Raw genomic sequence first — 18738 nt, 5'->3', positions numbered from 1 at the left:
TCTGCGCCTGCGGCATCTCACTCCCCTCCCGGGATCATGTCGCCGAACAGGAAACCGAAGATCGTCGGGTACCGCACCCACGTCTCGGTGTTGGGGTGGAACGGCACGGGATGGGTGTCGGCGACGACGAAGGGGGCGTGGCCGTCACGCTTGGGATCGAAGTCGGGCATCCCGTGGCAGTTCGGCCCACCCGACGCTCCCACCACCGGCAGGTCCTTCTCGTGGTCGTACATGGTGGCGCCGCCCAGGAAGTTCGTGCTCAGCATCAGCGCCGGGTACTTGCCGGTGCCGGCCACGGGCTCGAACGCGATTCGCGCGTCGTTGAGCCCGACGATGAAGCACGGCAGCCCGGGCGAGTACTCGGCGAGCAGCGTCGTGGTCTCCGTCAGCAGATCCAGCGCCGAGGTCAGTTGCGTCTCGTTCTCGCCGAGGACGTCGCGCCCGGTGTTCGCCAGGCCGGTGACGTTCATCAGCATCAGGTCCAGGTTGGCCTGCTCGTCGACCACGGTGTTGCCGATCGAGGTGGCGTTGCCGAGCAGGTTCATCACGTCCGGTGCGACGTCGGCGTACAGGTTGGTGACGTCGGCAGCCACGGCGATGTCGTACTGCAATTGCGGCAGCGAGGGATTCATCGTCGCGAGATAGTCCTCGGCCTCGACGAGGGTGGCGCCGAGGGTGTCGCCGCGACCGTCCAGGGCCTCGGAGATCGCCCCCAGTGTGGCGTTGAGCTTCTCCGGCTGGATCTGCGCGAGCACGTCGGACAGGTGCTGGAAGACGGTGTTGAACTCGACGGTGACGTTCTCGGCCGCGATGATCGCGCCCTCCTGGAGCGGCACCGGCGACGGGTCTTCCGGCACGATCAGGTTCACGAACTTCGCCCCGAACACGGTGGTGGACTCGATGGCCACGCGCACATTGGACGGCACCAGGTGCAGCTGGCCGGGATCCATCGCGAGCTGCAGCAGCGCACCGTCTGGGGTGTGCTCCACGGACCGGACCCGGCCCACCTCGACTCCCCGCAGCTTGACCTTCGCGTCGGGTTCCATCACCAGGCCGGACCGTGCCGAGGTGACCGTGACCGGGGTGGTGGCGGTGAAGGCACCGGCGAACATCAGCAGCGCCAGCACGACGGCGACGGTGAGGCCCCCGACGAGACCGAGGGCCGCAAGTTTCTTCTTCCAGGAGGGTGTGTCCATGCGCCTATCCCGACAGGTTGAAGTTGCCGGTCGCTCCGTACACCGCGAGCGAGATGAGCAGGGTCACGGTCACCACGGCGATCAGGGAGGCCCGCACCGCGTTGCCGACGGCGACGCCGACGCCGACCGAGCCGCCGCCGGCGTTGAATCCGTAGTAGGTGTGGATCAGCATGACCGCGATCGCCATGACGATGGCCTGCACGAACGACCACAGGATGTCGGTGGGGATGAGGAACGTGTCGAAGTAGTGGTCGTACACGCCCGCGGACTGGCCGTAGAGCACGACGGTGGCGAAGCGGCTGGCGACGAACGAGGCGATCACGGCCAGCGAGTACAGCGGGACGATCGCGATCATGCCCGCCAGCACGCGGGTGCTCACGAGATACGGGATCGACGGGATCGCCATCACCTCGAGCGCGTCGATCTCCTCCGAGACCCGCATGGCGCCGAGCTGGGCGGTCGAGCCGGCGCCGATGGTGGCGGCCAGGCCGATGCCCGCGATGGTGGGTGCCGCGATGCGGACGTTGATGAAGGCGGCGAAGAAGCCCGTGAGGGCTTCGACGCCGATGTTGCCGAGGGAGCTGAAGCCCTGTACGGCGATGATCCCGCCGGTGAACAGGGTCAGGAAGCCGACGATGACGACCGTGCCGCCGATCACGGCGAGCGCCCCGGTGCCCATGCTGATCTCGGCGATCAGCCGGACCGTCTCCTTCGGGTAGTGCAGCAGCGCCCGCGGGGTGTAGCCGAGCGCCTTGCCGAAGAAGAGCGCCTGTTCGCCGAGCCGGTCCACGGAGTCGGAGGCCCGGGCGATGCGGCGCCGCGCGCGGGGGAAGCGCCAGGAGATCACTGCCATCTACATCACCGCCGTGCCGGTCACCCGCCCGTCAGCTTGATGCCGACGGCGGTGACGAGGAGGTTGACCACGAACAATGCCATGAAGGCGAACACGACCGTCTGGTTGACCGCGTCGCCGACACTCTTGGCGCCGCCCTTGACGTTGAGGCCGAGATAGGCGGCGACAAGACCGGCGATCATGCCGAACAGCCCGGCCTTGACCTGGGAGATCATGAGCTCGCCGAAGCCGGTGAGCAGGGTGATGCCGTTGACGAAGGCACCGGGGTTCACGTCCTGGAGGAAGACGGAGAACGCGAAGCCGCCGAGGATGCCGATGGAGCACACCAGCCCGTTGAGCAGCAGCGCGACGACGGTGGAGGCGAGGACCCGGGGTACGACGAGGCGGTGGATCGGGTTGATGCCGAGCACGCGCATCGCGTCGATCTCCTCTCGGATGGTGCGGGCGGCGAGGTCCGCGCAGATGGCCGTGGCCCCGGCACCGGCGACGATGAGCACGGTGACCATCGGACCCACCTGGGTGACGGCACCGAGCGCGGCGCCGGCGCCGCTGAGATCCGCGGCACCGATCTCGCGCAGCAGGATGTTGAGGGTGAAGCTGACCAGGACGGTGAACGGCACCGCGACGAGGACCGTCGGGACGAGGGACACCCGTGCGACGAACCAGGCCTGATCGACGAACTCGCGTCGCTGGAAGGGCCGGGAGAACACCGCCCGGGCGGTCTCACCGGTCATCGCGAAGAATCCGCCTACCGCGCGGAGCGGGACCTCGAGGAGGTCTACCACCGTCTCCTCCTCCGTTCGTTCGGTCGCCGGCCACGGCCGACGAGAGGTCAGCTTGTGACCCGCGTCATATTAACTAGAACGTGTTCATGTGTCAAAGACCGTCGCGACACGGCATCGTCCACGCGGCGGGAACCGTGCCGCACCGACCCCGTCGCAGCACTCACGACGAACCCGAAATTCAGCCTGGAACTGGGAAGATGCCGACAGGGACGCCCGCGCCCGACACCCGTCCACAGCATCCGGCCACGGCGGGTCGCGGCGCCTCACGCAGGATTTCGAAGACCGGAAACTAGAACAGGTACTATCGCTGTTCACGCGCCCCGGATCGCGGCCGGCACGCCCGGCGACGGCGCCGGGCGGGGCACCCCCCGGGTCGAGCCCGACACTAACCGGATCGGTCCCGGACGGCGCGATATTACCGAAGGACGACGTTGCATGTCACTTCGGGTATCACCTAGCGGGATCTCAAAGGGCGAGCGCCTGCGCGGCCGAGAAGGTGCGGGCGGGATCCCGGTTGTCGAAGTAGCCTCCGACGCGGTCGGCGAGGGCCTCCGGGGTCCAGCGGACGTCCGCGTCGAACCGCTCCTCGACGACGGGCGCGGCCATCAGCGCGACCATCGGGCCGTAGACGACGAAGACCTGGCCGTTGACCCGGTCCGCCGCGGGAGAGGCCAGGTAGGCGACCAGCGCCGAGACGTGCTCGGGCGCCAGCGGATCCACCTCCCCCTCGGGCGCGGCACCGAAGACGCCCTCCGTCATCGCGGTCCGGGCCCGCGGGCAGATGGCATTGGCCCGCACCCCGTACCGGGACAGGCCCCGCGCGGCGGAGAGCGTGAGCGCGGTGATCCCGGCCTTGGCGGCGCCGTAGTTGGCCTGCCCCTCGGGACCGAGCAGGCCGGCCTCGGAGGACGTGTTGACGATCCGGCCGTAGACGGGCCCGCCGGCCTTCTTGGACTCGCCACGCCAGTACGCCGCCGCGTTGCGGCACAGCAGGAAGTGGCCGCGCAGATGGACGGCGATCACCGCGTCCCAGTCCTCGTCGGACATGTTGAACAGCATGCGGTCCCGCACGATGCCGGCATTGTTGACGACGATGTCGAGACGGCCGAAGCGGTCCCGGGCCGTCGCGAGCAGGGCGTCGGCCGTGGCGCGTTCGGCGACGCTGCCGGCCACGAAGGCCGCATCGGCGCCGAGGTCGCGGATCTCGGCGAGGGTGTCCTCGACGGCGTCCGTCGCCGCGAGATCGTTGACGACCACTGCAGCACCGGCCCGGGCCAGCGCGACGGCCTCCGCGCGTCCGAGTCCGGCGCCGGCTCCGGTGACGACGGCAACCCTGCCCTCGAGACTCACGCCGCCGTTGTCCGCCGCACCGTTTCCCGCGGGGCCGAGACCGTTGCCGGTTGCACTCATCGACGCGTTCTCCCTAGCGATATCGGGCGACCGCCCGGCCGCCGCGTTCCTGGCCGCCGCGGATTCCGGCGACCACCAGAAATGTAGAACGTGTTCTCGTTTCTGACAAGCGGGATCGTCAGGCCTCGCTCAGTGCCGCGCGGGGGCACTGCGCGATCGCCGTGCGCACGTTCTCCTCCTGCTCCGGCGCAATGGGACGCGTGACGATCAGTTCGTCGTCGTCGTTCAAGTCGAAGACCTCGGGCGCAATCCCTACGCACACGCCGTTCGCCTCGCAACGATCGAAGTCGACCTTGACCTCCATGAACAGACCTCGCTTCTCACTCGCCCACTCGATCCGGCGCCGGTCGCGCGGGCTGACGCGACGGCTCGAAATCCAGGCTAGAACGCGTTTCAGTTCTGTGCAATGATTCGGGAACATCGCCGAGCCGGTCGCGGTCCTCGGCCGTCGACCAGCTGCCTACCCGACGAACGGAGCGGTTCGTGGACATCGCGTACACCCCGCAGCAAGAGGAACTCCGCGCGCAGTTGCGCGCCTACTTCGCCGACCTGATGACACCCGAACGGCGGGAGGCGCTCGCCGCGACGACGGGCGAGTACGGTGCCGGCAACGTGTACCGGGAGGTCGTCCAGCAGATGGGCAAGGACGGCTGGCTCACCCTCGGCTGGCCGGAGGAGTACGGCGGCCAGAACCGTTCGGCGATGGACCAGCTCATCTTCACCGACGAGGCCGCCATCGCCGGCGCTCCCGTCCCGTTCCTCACCATCAACTCGGTCGCGCCGACGATCATGCACTTCGGCACACCCGAGCAGAAGGAGTTCTACCTGCCGAAGATCTCCGCCGGCGAGCTGCACCTCTCCATCGGCTACTCCGAACCCGAAGCGGGCACGGATCTCGCGTCGCTGCGCACCACCGCCGTCCGCGACGGCGACGAGTGGGTGATCAACGGCCAGAAGATGTGGACGAGCCTGATCGCCTACGCCGACTACGTGTGGCTCGCGTGCCGCACCGACCCGGCCGCGCGCAAGCACAAGGGCATCAGCGTCCTCATCGTGCCCACCACTGCCGAGGGGTTCTCCTACACCCCCGTGCACACCATGGCCGGCCCCGACACCAGCGCCACCTACTACCAGGACGTGCGCGTCCCGGCCTCCGCACTCGTCGGCGAGGAGAACGGCGGTTGGGCGCTGATCACCAACCAGCTCAACCACGAACGCGTCGCACTCACGTCCGCGGGCCCGATCCTCACCGCGCTGCAGGAAGTGCGCGAGTGGGCGCAGCACACCCGCCTGCCCGACGGCCGCCGCGTCCTCGATCAGGAATGGGTACGGATCAACCTGGCCCGCGTCCACGCCCAGGCCGAGTACCTGAAACTGATGAACTGGGAGATCGCCTCCGGCGCCGCGCCGCTCGGGCCCGCCCCGGCGTCGGCGAACAAGGTGTTCGGCACCGAGTTCGCAACCGAGGCGTACCGGCTGCTGATGGAGATCCTCGGACCGTCGGCCACGCTGCGGCAGAACTCGCCGGGCGTGCTGTTGCGGGGCCGGCTCGAGCGGATGCATCGCAGTTCCCTCATCCTCACCTTCGGCGGCGGCACCAACGAGGTCCAGCGCGACATCATCGCGATGACCGCCCTCGGCCTGCCGCCCGCCAAGCGCTGACACTCCCCCGGAAGGACCAAGGCCGTGGATTTCACCCTCACCGAGGCGCAGCAGGACCTCGCCGGGCTCACCCGCCGCATCGTCACCGACATCGCCACCAACGACCATCTGCGCCGGCTCGACGCCGCCGAGGACCGCATCGACCACACCCTGTGGGATGCGCTCGCCTCGTCGGGCATCCTCGGCGCGGCACTGCCCGAATCCGTCGGCGGCGACGGCTTCGGTCCGCTCGAGCAGACGAGCATCCTCGCCGAACTCGGACGCGGTGTCGCCGCCGTCCCCTACCTGTCCTCGATCGTCGTGTCCGCCGCCGCCCTCGCCGAGTTCGGCAGCGACGCACAGCGTCACGACTGGGGCGAACCCGCCGCCACGGGCGAGCAGATCCTCACCGCAGCCCTCGAGGAGGAACTGAACGACGACCCCACGTCGCCGACCACGACGGCACGTCGCACCGACGCGGGCTGGACCGTCGACGGCACCAAGATCCTCGTCGATGCGGCCCCGGCCGCGGACCTGTTCCTCGTCCCGGTGGCGACCTCGGACGGCGTCACCGTGCTCCTCGTGCGCCCCGACGATCCCGGGGTGAGCGTGACCCGTCAGTACGACACGGGCCGAGGTTGTCTCGGGACGCTGACCCTGGCCGCGGCCGTCGTCCCCGGCGACCGCGTGCTCGGCACCGACGGCCGCGCGATCACGGCGTGGCTGCGCGATCGCGGACTTCTCGGTTCGGCCGCATACCAGTACGGGGTGCTCGACCGGGCGCTCGAGCTCACCGCGGAGTACGCGCGCGAGCGGGTGCAGTTCGATCGGCCGATCGGCAGCTTCCAGGCGGTGGCCCAGCGACTCGCCGACGCCTACATCGACGTCAAGGGCGCCCGGCTCACCCTGTGGCAGGCAGCCTTCCGCGCCGACGCCGGGCTGCCCGACACCGGGGAACTGCGTACCGCCGCGTTCTGGGCCGCCGAAGCCGGGCACCGCGTCGCACACACGCTCGTCCACGTCCACGGCGGCGTGGGCCTGGACGAGGACCATCCCGTGCACCGCTACTTCCTGGCCGCCAAGCACCACGAATTCCACCTCGGCTCGGCCACCGCACAGCTGCGGGCCCTGGGCGCGTCCCTCGCGGAAACACCCGCGTGACAGTCCCGACCAGCGGAACCGGCACCTCGGCCGGCACGCCGAGCCGCCAGGATGCCCCCATGACCGACGCACTCACGGTGACCGCCCTCCTCGAGCGGCTCGCCACCGTCGACGACCGGGGCCTGCAGTTCGAGAACACGTCGCTGACGTGGCGCCGGCACGTGCAGGCCGGCCGCGACCGGGCCGCGCTGCTGCACCACCTGCTCGACCCGCGCAGACCCCGGCACTTCGGGATCCTCATGGACAACGTGCCGGAGTTCTCGCTGCTGCTCGGCGCCGCGGCACTGTCCGGGTCGGTGGTGGTCGGGCTGAACACCACCCGCCGCGGGCAGGCCCTGGCCCGCGACATCGCGCTCGCGGACTGCCAGGTGGTGTTCACCGAGACTGCGAACGCGCGACTGCTCGACGGACTCGACCTCGGCGGGGTGCGGGTCATCGACGTCGACTCCGCCGAGTGGTCCGCGCTGCTCGCCCCGCACACCGGTGCCACCGTCGAACCGCCGCCGGTCGATCCGACCGACCTGTTCATGCTGATCTTCACCTCCGGCACCAGCGGCGACCCGAAGGCCGTGTGCTGCACCCACGAGAAGATCACCGGGCCGGGCGTGATGCTCGCCGAGCGGTTCGGTCTCGGCGCCCACGACGTCGTGTACGTGTCGATGCCGATGTTCCACTCCAACGCGATGATGGCCGGCTGGGCGGTGGCGCTGGCGGCCGGGTCCGGGATCGCCCTGCGGCGCAGGTTCTCCGCCTCCGGTTTCCTGCCGGACGTACGCCGCTTCGGGGTCACCTACGCCAACTACGTGGGAAAGCCGTTGTCCTACATCGTCGCCACTCCGGAGGAACCCGACGAGGCGGACAACCCGCTGCGCATCATGTACGGCAACGAGGGCACGGCCCCCGCGATCGCCGCGTTCCGGCGACGGTTCGGCGCGACGGTCGTCGACGGGTTCGGCTCCACCGAGGGCGGCATCTCGATCTCCGCGGCGCCCGACGCCCCGCCCGGAGCGCTGGGCCGACTGCCCGAGGGCGTACAGATTCTCGACCCAGACACCGGATCCCCCTGCCCGGTGGCCGAGTTCGACGCCGCCGGCCGCGTCCTCAACGCCGACGTCGCGACCGGCGAACTCGTCAACGTCACCGGGTCCGGGCTGTTCGCAGGCTATTACAAGAACCCGGAAGCCGATGCCGAGCGAATGCGCGACGGCCGGTACCACAGCGGCGATCTCGGTTACGTCGACGCCGAGGGCTTCGTCTACTTCGCCGGTCGCAGTTCCGGATGGATGCGCGTCGACGGTGAGAACATCGCCGCCGCTCCGATCGAGCGGGCCCTGCTCCGCTACCCGGGCTTCGCGCAGGTCTCGGTCTACGCGGTCCCGGATGCGGACGTGGGCGATCGGGTGATGGTCGCCGTCATCCCCACCGCGACCGACGAGTTCGATCCGGTCGCGTTCGCGGACTTCCTCGACGCGCAGCCCGATCTCGGCCCCAAACAGCTGCCCACGCTGATCCGGGTGTGCTCCGACTTCCCGCGCACGGCCACCTTCAAGGTGCTCACCCGCACGCTCAGCGCCGAACGGTGGAACTGCGCCGACCCGGTGTGGGTTCGGTCGCGCGGTGAGCGCGAATTCTCACTGCTGACACCCGACCTCGTCAGCGGTGTGTCCTTTGGGCGGTCCTGACCGCCCAAAGGGCACACCGGCCCGCGGCGGTCAGGCCTCGCCGCACGCGCATCGGTGACCGCTGCATCCGCCCGGCTGGGCGGACCGAAGGTCGTGGTCGCCGAGCAGTTCGTGCATGCCCTCGGTGACGGCGGCAAGTGAGACGGTCGGGTCCGCCGCAACCACCGGCAGAATCCGGTCGTTCTCGTTGGCCAGATGCGCGTCGAACATCACCCGCAGGGCGTACCCGGCCGCGGCCGCAGCGAACGGCGAGGGATCGTTCTCGATACGGTCGACCAGGTCACCGATGACGTGATGCTCGGCCAGCATCGATTCGACGAGGAGCCGGGCCGCGTCGTCCCGGGCCGCCGCGGGGTACAGCGTGGCTTCCTCGGCCCTCGCGTGCGGCAGCAGCTCGTCCCGAAGGAATCGGGCCGCGTCCGCGCGGGCCGCCGCAGTGTCGGAATTCTCGGCGACGGCGGCGACCAGTGCATCCGTCAGCTCTGCGACGCGTGCTGCGAGTTGCGCGTGATGGGTGCGGATCGCGGCGACGGCGGCGGAATCGGCTTCGGTGGTCACCATCACGACTTCCTCGATCGACATGACGTCTCGTCCTTCCTCCGGCAGCGGAGCGGCCGGCGAACCTGGCTGTTCTTCCCCCAATTTACTACAGTGATTTCCGTGGAAAATAGTGCTCCGGTTCTCGGGCCCGCACCTGCGGCAACGACGGCTCCGCCGACGCCGCTGTCGGCCCAGCGCGCGACCGTCCTCGGCGACGTACGCGCCCACGCACCCGTGCGCGTCGGCGATGTCGCCGGGCGTCTCGCCCTGCACACCAACACGGTGCGCGAGCATCTCGAAGCCCTCGTAGAACTCGGTCTGCTCGTCCACGACAGCGTCGGCCCGCAGCCCGCGCGGGGACGCGGCCGGCCGGCGCGGTGGTACCGGCCCGCACCCGCCGCCGACCCCTCCGCGTCCGACTACGCCGGGCTCGCCACCGCCCTCGCCGGACATCTCGCCCGCACCAGTGCCACTCCCGAGTCCGACGCCCGCGCGGCCGGCACCGACTGGGGCCGCGAGCTCGTGCGCGAACACCGCGGCTCCGACGACCCGGACCGGACGGTGCTGACCGTGCTCACCGACCTCGGCTTCGACCCGGTCGACGACGGACCGCTCCGAGGCGTCGCGCTCCGCCGGTGCCCGCTGCTCGCCGCCGCCCGCCGTTTCCCCAGGGTCGTGTGCCAGGTCCACCTCGGCATCGTCGAGGGCGTCCTCGCCGAACTCGGCGCTCCCACCGGGCCGGGGCTGGATCTGCTGCCCTTCGCCGAACCCGGCGCGTGCCGGCTCTTCCTGCCCGCGCCCGCCGCCCCGGCACGATCCTCCGGGCGACAGCCGTGAACGAACGTCCCGTTCCGAAACGCGCGCTGCTGCTCCTTCCGGGCGGAGTGGCCCTTCTCGCCGGCCTCGACGCCGCACTGCTGCTGCTCGGTGTGCCCGCTCCCCTCGACAGCGACCGACTCCCCGAGGTCCACGGCGTCGTGCTGGTGCTCGGCTTCGTCGGCACGGTGGTCGCCCTCGAACGTGCTGTCGCACTGGGACGCCGCTGGGGGTACTCCGCACCGACCTGCCTGGGCGCCGGCGGTCTGTTGCTCGTCACCCCGGCCCCCCGAGGGCTCGCCGACGGCCTCCTCGTGGCCGGCAGCGCCCTGCTCGTCGCGGTGTACGTGCCGCTGTGGCGACGCACCGAGGACGTCGCGGTGGTGGCACAAGCCGCCGGCGCGGTCCTCGCGACGGGCGGCGCGCTGCTGTGGCTCGGCGGCGTGTCCGTCCCCGACCTGCTGCCGTGGTTCGCCGGCTTCCTCGTGCTCACGATCGCGGGGGAACGCCTCGAACTCGCGCGGGTCGCAATGATCGGCACGCACGCGGAGCAGCTCCTGGTGGCGAGCGCAGGGGCTGTCGTAGCCGGTACGCTCACCTCCCTGTTGTGGCCGTCCGTGGGGTATCCCCTGTTCGGCGCCGCGCTGCTGGCCCTCGTCGCCTGGCTGGCCCGGTTCGACGTGGCCCGCCGCACGGTCCGCGCGGCCGGACAGATCCGGTTCACGGCGGTGTGCCTGCTCGCCGGGTACTGGTGGCTGGCTGCGGCGGGACTGACGTGGTTGCTCGTCGGCCCGGTGCGGGCGGGCGGCGGGTACGACGCGGTCGTGCATGCGGTGACGCTCGGCTTCGTGCTGTCGATGATCTTCGCCCACGCCCCGATCGTTCTCCCGGCCGTGGTGCGACGGCCCCTGCCGTACCGGCCCGCCATGTACGGTCCCGCGGTGCTGCTGCACGCCTCGCTGCTGCTCCGCGTGGCGGTCGGGGACGTCCGCGGTGTCGGATGGGCCGTCACCGTCGGCGGAGTGCTGAACATCGTCGCGGTGCTCGCCTTCCTCGCGGTGGCCGCGTGCTCGGCACTGCGACCGGTGCGGACGGAGGTGCCGGCATGAGCCGCGGCGGCTGGCATCTGCGTGCGGGGACGGTCGTGTTCGCGTGGTTCGCCGCGCTCGTCGTCGTCGCGCTCGGCCATCGGTTCGTGCCGATGTCCGGGTGGCTGCTGGTACATCTGCTCGGACTCGGTGCGGCGAGCAACGCCGTCCTCGTCTGGAGCCGGCACTTCGCGGACGCCCTGCTGCGCCGCCCACCGGCGACGAGCCGTCGCCCCGAAGCACTGCGGCTGGTCGTGTTCAACGCCGGCGCGATTGCGGTCGTCGCGGGCATGCTCGGCCGCTGGTGGCCGCTGGTGCTCGCCGGCAGCGTCACGGTGGCGGCGATCGCCGTGATACACGCCGTGATCCTGGTCCGGCACCTACGGACCGCGCTCCCGTCACGCTTCGGAGAGACCGTCCGCTTCTACATCGTGGCATCCGCCCTGCTGCCGCTGGGGGCAGGTCTCGGCGCCGCGATGGCGAACGACGCACTGCCGGGGACGCTGCACGAGCGGTTCGTCGTCGCGCATGCCGGAATCAATCTGTTCGGGTGGATGGGACTGACCGTGCTCGGCACCCTCGTCACCCTGTGGCCGACGATGCTGCGCACCCGGGTGGCGCCGCGGGTGGAGACGGCGGCGCGGCACGGTCTGCCCGTTCTCGCCGCCGGGCTCGCCGCCGGGGTGGCCGGGACGATCATGGGCAGCACCGTACTCGCGGCGGCGGGCGCACTCACCTACCTCGCCGCCGCGGTGTACGTGCTCGAACCGCACCTCGCCGAGATCCGTCGCCGCACACCCACCGACTTCGCGACGATGTCCGTCCTCGCCGGGGTGACCTGGTTCCTGGTGAGCGCCGCCTACGTGGCGGTCGCGCTGGCCACCGCACCCGGCTGGACGGCCGCCGCTGGGCGCATCGGCACGGCCACCGGAACCCTGCTCGCCGGCTTCCTCGTCCAGGTGCTGCTCGGGGCGCTGACGTACCTGCTCCCGGTGGTCATCGGGGGGCGGGCGGCTGTGCAGGCCGCAACGGTGGAACTCGAACGCGGCGCGGCGTGGCGCGTCGCGGTGGCCAACGGGGGCCTGGTGCTGTGTGTGCTCCCGGTGCCGAGCCTGGTGCGCGTCCTGGCGTCGATGCTGGTTCTCGTCGCCCTTGCCGCGTTTCTTCCGCTCGCGGGGCGCGCGGTGGTGGCCGGACGCCGGGCCAAGGGCACGCCGTCGCGGCTCGGCAGGCCCGAGCCGATCCCCGCCCGGCGCCGTCTCGGTGTGGCCGCCGCGGGCCTCGGTGTCGTCGTGGTGGCCGCAGCCGCGGGCGTCGCGGCGGACCCGGCGGCGGCAGGCATCTCCACCGTGCGTGCGGAGGCGGTCGAGGTCACGGGCGTCACCACGCAAGCGCAGGTCCGCATCGAAGGGATGCGGTTCGTCCCGGATGTGATCGACGTTCCCGCCGGAAACCGCCTCGTCGTCACCCTCACCAATTCCGGTTCGGATCGGCACGACCTCGTTCTGGCTGACGGAAGCCGAACCGAGCGCCTCGCTCCCGGCGATTCCGCCACCCTCGACGCCGGTGTGATCGGCAGCGACGTCGACGGGTGGTGCTCGGTCGCCGGCCACCGGCAGATGGGCATGACGCTCCGGATCCGCGCGACCGGCGCGCACGCACCGGACGCGCACGCCGATCATGCTGCGGCGACGGCCGGTACGTCGCTCGCCGCCGCCGACGTCACTCGCAGTCTCGGTGCGGAACCGGAACCGGACTTCGTCCCGCACGACCCGGCGCTACCCGCGCCGACACCGGAGCACCGCATCACCCTGGCGGTGACCGAATCGGAGCGTCCCGTCGCCCCCGGAATCACCCAGCGACTGTGGACGTTCGGCGGTACCGCGCCGGGCCCGACCCTGCACGGCAAGGTCGGCGACGTCTTCGAGATCACGCTGGTCAACGACGGGTCGATCGGGCACTCGATCGACTTCCACGCCGGGGCGCTCGCCCCCGACGGGCCGATGCGCACCATCGATCCCGGTCAGTCGCTGGTCTACCGGTTCACCGCGACGCGGGCCGGCATCTGGCTGTACCACTGCGCCACGATGCCGATGTCCGTGCACATCGCGAACGGGATGTTCGGCGCCGTCGTCATCGATCCCCCGGACCTCCCGCCGGTGGACCGCGAATACGTACTGGTGCAGTCGGAGATGTATCTCGGTCCGGGGGCGGGTGAGGCGGACGCGGCCAAGATCGGCGCCGAGGCACCGGATCTGGTGGTGTTCAACGGCTACGCGAACCAGTACGACCACGTGCCGCTGCCCGCCCGCGTCGGCGAGCGGGTACGGATCTGGGTGATGGCGGCCGGACCCAACCGAGGCACGGCGTTCCATGTCGTGGGCGGGCAGTTCGACACCGTCTGGACCGAGGGCGATTACCGTCTGCGTCCGGGTGCCGGAGGGGCGCAGACGTTGGGACTCGCGCCGGCTCAGGGCGGGTTCGTCGAACTCGAGTTCCCCGAGGCGGGCCGATACCCGTTCGTCTCGCACGCGATGGTCGATGCCGAACGTGGTGCGCGCGGGGTCGTCGAGGTGCACCCGTGAACAGCCGGGTCCTACCCGAGCAGCGCGGGCAGGCTCACCCATCCGCGCGTGAACGACGACTGCAGGCGCACCCCCGATGCCGGATCGACCGACACGTGCGGACAACGGGCCAGCAACTCCTCGAGGGCGACCCGGGACTGCAACTTCGCCAGGTGTGAGCCGATGCAGAAGTGGGGGCCGCTGGAGAAACCGAGGTGCCGCGGAATCGAGCGGGTGATGTCGAACTGCTCTGCGGTGTCCCCGAATTCGCGTTCGTCCCGATTCGCCGCGCCGTAGAGCATCATCACCTTCTCCCCTGCTGGAATCGTGACGCCGTGCAGTTCGACGTCGCGCGTGGTGGTCCGCGCCAGTCCCTGCACCGATCCCTCGAGGCGAAGCGTCTCGACGACTGCCCCCGGGATCCGGGCGGGCTCGTCGACGACGAGGGCGCGCTGACGGTGGTCGGTGTCGAGCAGCATCACCGCGTGCGAGATCAGATTGCCGGTGGTGTCGTTGCCTCCGGCGACCAGGACGAAGCAGAAGCCGAGGATCTCCCAGTCGGTGAGCAGTTCGCCGTCGGACTCGACTTCGGTCAACGCGCTGATCAGGTCGTCGCCGGGTGCGCGACGGCGCTCGGTGATCAACCCGGCGAAGTACTCGAACATCTCGGCGACGGCATCGGGGGCGCTCATGGCGTTCAGGTCGAACCCGGAGTCCTGCAGCGCCGTGAGGGCGGCGACCCACGGATCGAATCGCGTCCGGTCGGCTGCCGGCACCCCGAGCAACTCGGCCAGCACGAACGTCGGTACGGGCGAGGAGAACTCACGATGCAGATCCACCTCGCGCCGGTCCGCGAACGAATCCAGCAGCGCCCGGACGAATCCGCGCACCGAGTCCTCGAGCGCCGCGACGCGTCGGGGCGTGAAGCCCTTCGCGACGAGTCCACGCAGCTGTCCGTGCCGCGGCGGGTCGAGCATGACGATCGTCGGGGCGAGACCCAGCTTCCCGATCTCGTCGGGCACGAAGGTCAATCCCTGCGCGGACGAGTAGGTGTCGGTGTCGCGCACCGCGTTCCAGACGTCCTCGAAACGGGACAGCGCCCAGAACGGCGGGATGCCGTTCCGGGCGCCGACGTGGTGGTGCACCGGATCCTCGTCCCGCAGCGTCCGGTAGGCCGGGTAGGGGTCGGCCAGGAACTGCGGATCGAAGGGATCGTAGGCGGTCACCACCGGTCCGTCACCGGGCCGCGTTCAGCCGGTCGACGGCCTGCTCGTACCCCTCGACGAGCTCGGCCATGATCTCCGCCACCGGCCGGATCTCGTTCATCCGGCCGACGATCTGCCCCACGGGCATCGCGACGACCTCGGGGTCGTCCGCGGCGGCGATCCGCTGGTGGGCTTCGCTCACGAGCAGGTTCTGCAACGGCATCGGCAGTGGCGACGGCGCGTCGGGCTTCGACCATGCCTCGGTCCACTTGGTCTTGAGCAGGCGGGCGGGCTTGCCCGAGTAGATCCGCGAGCGCACCGTGTCGGACGACGACGCGCCGAGCAGCGCTCGCTGGACCGACGACGGGCCGGCCGCGGCGGCGCCGAGCTTGTATTCGGAGGTGGTCAGCCAGTACGAGCCCATCCACACCCCGGATGCCCCGAGCGCGAGCGCGGCGGCGATCTGCCGGCCGGACCCGACTCCGCCGGCGGCAAGGACCGCCGCGGAATCACCTAGGGCGTCGACGATTTCGGGCCAGAGCACCATCGACGCCACCTCGCCGGTGTGACCGCCCGCCTCGTAGCCCTGGGCGATGACGATGTCCACGCCGTTCTCGACGTGCCGCCGGGCATGTTCGACCGCCCCGGCGAGCGCCGCGACGGGCACCCCCTTCTCGTGGGCGAGGTCGATCACGTCCTTCGGCGGGGAGCCGAGCGCGTTGGCGATGAGGGCCGGCCGGTGCCCGAGCGCGACGTCGACGTGCGAGCGGGCAACCGAATGCAGCCATCCGAGGACACCGGCTGCGTGTTCGGCGGACTCGTCGAGCGGCGGCACGCCGAGTTCGGCGAGGGTGCGCTCGACGAAGGCACGGTGCTCGGCGGGGATGAGCTTGTCGAGGTCGACGGCGGAACCCTCGGTGGGGACCTTCGCGGGCATCACGATGTCGACCCCGTAGGGCTTGCCGTCGGTGTTCTCGTCCATCCATGTGAGGACGTCGTCGAGTTCGGCCGGGTTGTTGAACCGGACGCAGCCGAGGACGCCGAGACCACCGGCCCGGCTGATGGCGGCGGCGACGTGCTCGGACGGGGTGAACCCGAAGATCGGGTACTGGATTCCGAATTTCCTGCTGAGATCGGTGTGCATCCCGGTCCCTTCTAGCTCGCCGCAGCGGAGCCGTTGGTGTAGTGGTCGTCCGCTGTGCGCTGCTCGGTCTGTTCCTTGGCCCACCGGTAGTCGGGCTTGCCGGCCGGGGAGCGCTTGATGGCATCGACGTACCAGACACTGCGCGGGATCTTGTAGCTGGCGATCTGGGTCCGGGCCACCTCGACGAGGTCGGCCAGCGCCGGCCGGGCGCCGGGCCGGGGAGCGATCACGGCGGACACGCGCTGCCCCCAGCGCTCGTCCGGCACGCCGACGACGAGGACGTCGAACACATCGGGGTGAGCCTTCAGAGCGCCCTCGACCTCTTCGGGGAACACCTTCTCGCCGCCGGTGTTGATGCAGACCGAGCCGCGGCCGAGCATGGTGACGGTGCCGTCGGCCTCGACCCGCGCGTGGTCGCCCGGGATGGAGTAGCGGATGCCGTGGTACTCGCGGAAGGTCGCCTTGGTCTTGACCTCGTCCTTGTAGTAGCCGATCGGGATGTGGCCCTTGCGGGCGAGCACACCCACCCGACCGGATCCCGGCTCGACCGGATTCCCGTCGTCGTCGATCACGGCCGTGGAGGCGTCGATCTTGACGGTGGGGCCACCCGTGTGGGCCTGGCCCTTGGCGACGATGCCGAGTCCGCCGAAGCCGGTCTCGGACGAACCGATCGAGTCGGTGACGACAGTATTGGGCATCAGGTCCAGGAAGCGCTCCTTCAGCGCAGGGGAGAACAGGGCGGCGCTGGACGCCATCGCGAAAAGCGACGACAGGTCGTACTTCTCACCGGTTCCCGGACGGCCGCTCTCGAGGGCGTCGAGCATCGGGCGGCCCATCGCGTCACCGGTGATGAAGATGACGTTGACCTTGTGTTCCTCGATGACCCGCCACACCTCGTGGCCGTCGAATTCGGGATGCATGATCACCTTGCCGCCGCTGAACAGCGACTGCAGCACCGCCCACTGGGCACCGCCGTGGATGAGCGGGGGAATCGGGAAGCGGACCAGCGGCGCACCCGCGGCACCGGTCTTGGCGAGTTCCCATTCGTCGGCGACGTATTCGCCCGTCATGAAGTTGATTCCGCCGCCGAGCACGCGCCACACGTCCTCCTGGCGCCACATCACGCCCTTGGGGCTGCCGGTGGTGCCGCCGGTGTAGAGGATGTAGAGGTCGTCGGCGCTGCGTTCGCCGAAGTCACGCTCGGGTGAACCCTGCGCCAGGGCGGACTCGTAGTCGACGCCACCGTAGCCCGAGTAGTCGAGATCGGTGCCGTCGTCGACCACGACGACGGTACGGATCTGCGGACAGTGCGGCAGGACTGCGGCGACCTTGTCCGAGTAGCGACGCTCGTGGACGAGCGCGACCATGTCCGAGTTGTCGAAGATGTACTGCAACTCGTTCTCGACGTACCGGTAGTTGACGTTCACCATCACGGCACGGATCTTGAACACCGCGACCATCGCCTCGATGGCTTCGATGGTGTTGCGGGAGTAGATACCCACCTTGTCACCGGGCTGCACGCCCTGTTCCTGCAGATAGTGGGCGAGCCGGTTGGCGCGCTCCTCCAGCTGCGCGTAGGTGACCTCACGTCCGTCCGACGCGAGCGCGACGCGGTCGGGGACGAGGTCGATTGCGTGCTCTACGAGGTCTGCGATGTTAAGGGCCACGACACAAAAGTAGAACGTGTTACCGTTTCTGACAAGACCCGAATGAGATCCAGTTCACAACCCCGCAGGAGTCCTCAGTGTCCACCACCGCATCGGAAGTTTCCGGCATTTCGGCAGACGCTCCGCACTGCCTCGTCGAACAGCGCGGACCGGTCCTGATCGTCACTATGAACCGCCCCAAAGCGCGCAACGCGCTCTCCGGCGAGATGATGGCCATCATGGCCGAGGCGTGGGACCGCGTCGACAACGATCCGGAGATCCGGGTGGCCGTCCTGACCGGCGCCGGCGGCGCGTTCTGCGCGGGCGCCGACCTCAAGGCGATGAACCGGTCCGCCCCGGGCGACAAGTTCGAGCAGGATGAGCGGGGCGGCGGAGGATGGGACCTGTCCAGGCTGCCCGCCCTGCTCAAGGGCCGCCGCCTCACCAAACCGCTGATCGCCGCGGTGGAGGGACCGGCCATCGCCGGCGGCACCGAGATCCTCCAGGGCACCGACATCAGGGTCGCCGGAGAGAGCGCGAAATTCGGTGTCTCCGAAGCCAAATGGGGCTTGTTCCCGCTCGGCGGCTCGGCGGTGCGGCTCGTCCGTCAGATCCCCTACACGATCGCCGCCGATATCCTGCTTACCGGCCGGCACGTCACGGCCCCCGAGGCGAAGGAGATCGGCCTGATCGGCCACGTCGTCCCGGACGGTCGGGCACTCGACAAGGCCCTCGAGATCGCCGGCACCATCGCCGCCAACGGCCCCCTCGCCGTCCAGGCCATCCTGAAGACCATCCGCGACACCGAGGGCATGCACGAGGAAGAGGCGTTCAGGATCGACGCGAAACTCGGCGCCGAGGTCTTCAAGAGCGCCGACGCCAAGGAGGGCCCGCGCGCCTTCACCGAGAAGCGGGCCCCGAAGTTCACCGGCGCCTGACACCCCTCACCACGCACCCCCGCCGACCGAATGTCACTGTGAGGATGAAACGGTCCGGTTGATACTGGA

Annotated in this window: 16 protein-coding genes; 7 read left to right on the top strand and 9 right to left on the bottom strand. The window is 70.1% G+C overall.

Annotated elements, in window-relative coordinates; genetic code table 11:
* Nucleotides 1-17: 17 nt before the first annotated feature.
* The 5 genes from QYS60_RS23045 to QYS60_RS23025 all read right to left on the bottom strand — a co-directional run bounded on the left by QYS60_RS23045 (nucleotide 18) and on the right by QYS60_RS23025 (nucleotide 4548).
* Nucleotides 18-1196, bottom strand: coding sequence for an MCE family protein (locus QYS60_RS23045; protein ID WP_371384355.1), 1179 nt, complete (start codon nucleotides 1194-1196; stop codon nucleotides 18-20).
* A gap of 4 nt (nucleotides 1197-1200) precedes the next feature.
* Nucleotides 1201-2049: an MlaE family ABC transporter permease gene (locus QYS60_RS23040; protein WP_371384354.1), complete on the bottom strand. Its 849-nt coding sequence runs from the start codon at nucleotides 2047-2049 to the stop codon at nucleotides 1201-1203.
* A 20-nt stretch (nucleotides 2050-2069) separates the two neighbouring features.
* A complete protein-coding gene (locus QYS60_RS23035; RefSeq protein ID WP_003939591.1) occupies nucleotides 2070-2834 on the bottom strand; it encodes an ABC transporter permease in 765 nt (254 codons plus the stop codon).
* Nucleotides 2835-3299: 465 nt separating this feature from the next.
* On the bottom strand, nucleotides 3300-4244 hold the full coding sequence (locus QYS60_RS23030; RefSeq protein WP_371384353.1) for a 3-oxoacyl-ACP reductase: 945 nt from the start codon (nucleotides 4242-4244) through the stop codon (nucleotides 3300-3302).
* 118 nt (nucleotides 4245-4362) lie between these two features.
* Nucleotides 4363-4548 carry a ferredoxin gene (locus tag QYS60_RS23025; protein ID WP_054371605.1) on the bottom strand — a complete coding sequence of 62 codons (186 nt, stop codon included), beginning with the start codon at nucleotides 4546-4548 and terminating at the stop codon, nucleotides 4363-4365.
* Between the two features lie 179 nt (nucleotides 4549-4727).
* Here QYS60_RS23025 and QYS60_RS23020 point away from each other — a divergent pair, with 179 nt between their 5' ends.
* The 3 genes from QYS60_RS23020 to QYS60_RS23010 are packed head-to-tail and all read left to right on the top strand — an operon-like array spanning nucleotide 4728 to nucleotide 8728.
* The gene (locus QYS60_RS23020; protein WP_371384352.1) at nucleotides 4728-5906 is read left to right on the top strand and encodes an acyl-CoA dehydrogenase family protein; all 1179 of its coding nucleotides are present in this window, start codon (nucleotides 4728-4730) and stop codon (nucleotides 5904-5906) included.
* Nucleotides 5907-5930: 24 nt separating this feature from the next.
* A complete protein-coding gene (locus QYS60_RS23015; RefSeq protein WP_371384351.1) occupies nucleotides 5931-7046 on the top strand; it encodes an acyl-CoA dehydrogenase family protein in 1116 nt (371 codons plus the stop codon).
* 59 nt (nucleotides 7047-7105) lie between these two features.
* Nucleotides 7106-8728, top strand: coding sequence for a long-chain-fatty-acid--CoA ligase (locus tag QYS60_RS23010; RefSeq protein WP_371384350.1), 1623 nt, complete (start codon nucleotides 7106-7108; stop codon nucleotides 8726-8728).
* A gap of 30 nt (nucleotides 8729-8758) precedes the next feature.
* Here QYS60_RS23010 and QYS60_RS23005 read toward each other — a convergent pair whose 3' ends face one another.
* A complete protein-coding gene (locus tag QYS60_RS23005; RefSeq protein WP_289380718.1) occupies nucleotides 8759-9310 on the bottom strand; it encodes a hemerythrin domain-containing protein in 552 nt (183 codons plus the stop codon).
* Between the two features lie 78 nt (nucleotides 9311-9388).
* Between QYS60_RS23005 and QYS60_RS23000 the strand changes: the two genes are divergently transcribed.
* From QYS60_RS23000 to QYS60_RS22990, 3 genes are read left to right on the top strand one after another with little or no spacing between them, the layout of a single operon-like run.
* Nucleotides 9389-10105 (top strand): helix-turn-helix transcriptional regulator, encoded by a 717-nt coding sequence (locus tag QYS60_RS23000; protein WP_371384349.1) that lies wholly within the window; start codon nucleotides 9389-9391, stop codon nucleotides 10103-10105.
* Nucleotides 10102-11193 carry a hypothetical protein gene (locus QYS60_RS22995; RefSeq protein WP_289380717.1) on the top strand — a complete coding sequence of 364 codons (1092 nt, stop codon included), beginning with the start codon at nucleotides 10102-10104 and terminating at the stop codon, nucleotides 11191-11193. The genes QYS60_RS23000 and QYS60_RS22995 overlap by 4 nt, the downstream gene beginning before the upstream one ends.
* The gene (locus QYS60_RS22990) at nucleotides 11190-13757 is read left to right on the top strand and encodes a multicopper oxidase domain-containing protein (RefSeq protein WP_289380716.1); all 2568 of its coding nucleotides are present in this window, start codon (nucleotides 11190-11192) and stop codon (nucleotides 13755-13757) included. Before QYS60_RS22995 ends, QYS60_RS22990 begins: the two co-directional genes overlap by 4 nt.
* An 11-nt stretch (nucleotides 13758-13768) precedes the next feature.
* On the opposite strand, the gene QYS60_RS22985 is transcribed toward QYS60_RS22990, so the two are convergent.
* The 3 genes from QYS60_RS22985 to QYS60_RS22975 are packed head-to-tail and all read right to left on the bottom strand — an operon-like array spanning nucleotide 13769 to nucleotide 17752.
* Nucleotides 13769-14962: a cytochrome P450 gene (locus tag QYS60_RS22985; protein WP_289380715.1), complete on the bottom strand. Its 1194-nt coding sequence runs from the start codon at nucleotides 14960-14962 to the stop codon at nucleotides 13769-13771.
* Between the two features lie 10 nt (nucleotides 14963-14972).
* Nucleotides 14973-16085, bottom strand: a complete 1113-nt coding sequence (locus QYS60_RS22980) for a nitronate monooxygenase family protein (protein WP_289380714.1) — start codon at nucleotides 16083-16085, stop codon at nucleotides 14973-14975.
* Nucleotides 16086-16096: 11 nt separating this feature from the next.
* A complete protein-coding gene (locus QYS60_RS22975; protein WP_371384348.1) occupies nucleotides 16097-17752 on the bottom strand; it encodes an acyl-CoA synthetase in 1656 nt (551 codons plus the stop codon).
* Nucleotides 17753-17829: 77 nt separating this feature from the next.
* On the opposite strand from QYS60_RS22975, the gene QYS60_RS22970 reads away from it, so the two are divergent.
* Nucleotides 17830-18669, top strand: coding sequence for a crotonase/enoyl-CoA hydratase family protein (locus QYS60_RS22970; protein WP_289380712.1), 840 nt, complete (start codon nucleotides 17830-17832; stop codon nucleotides 18667-18669).
* Nucleotides 18670-18738 lie beyond the last annotated feature (69 nt).

This window comes from Rhodococcus sp. GXMU-t2271 (genome assembly GCF_041414735.1).
Classification (GTDB): domain Bacteria; phylum Actinomycetota; class Actinomycetes; order Mycobacteriales; family Mycobacteriaceae; genus Rhodococcus; species Rhodococcus indonesiensis.
The sequence above is the reverse complement of the archived record's forward strand: the minus strand, read 5'-3'. Positions and strand labels throughout refer to the sequence as shown.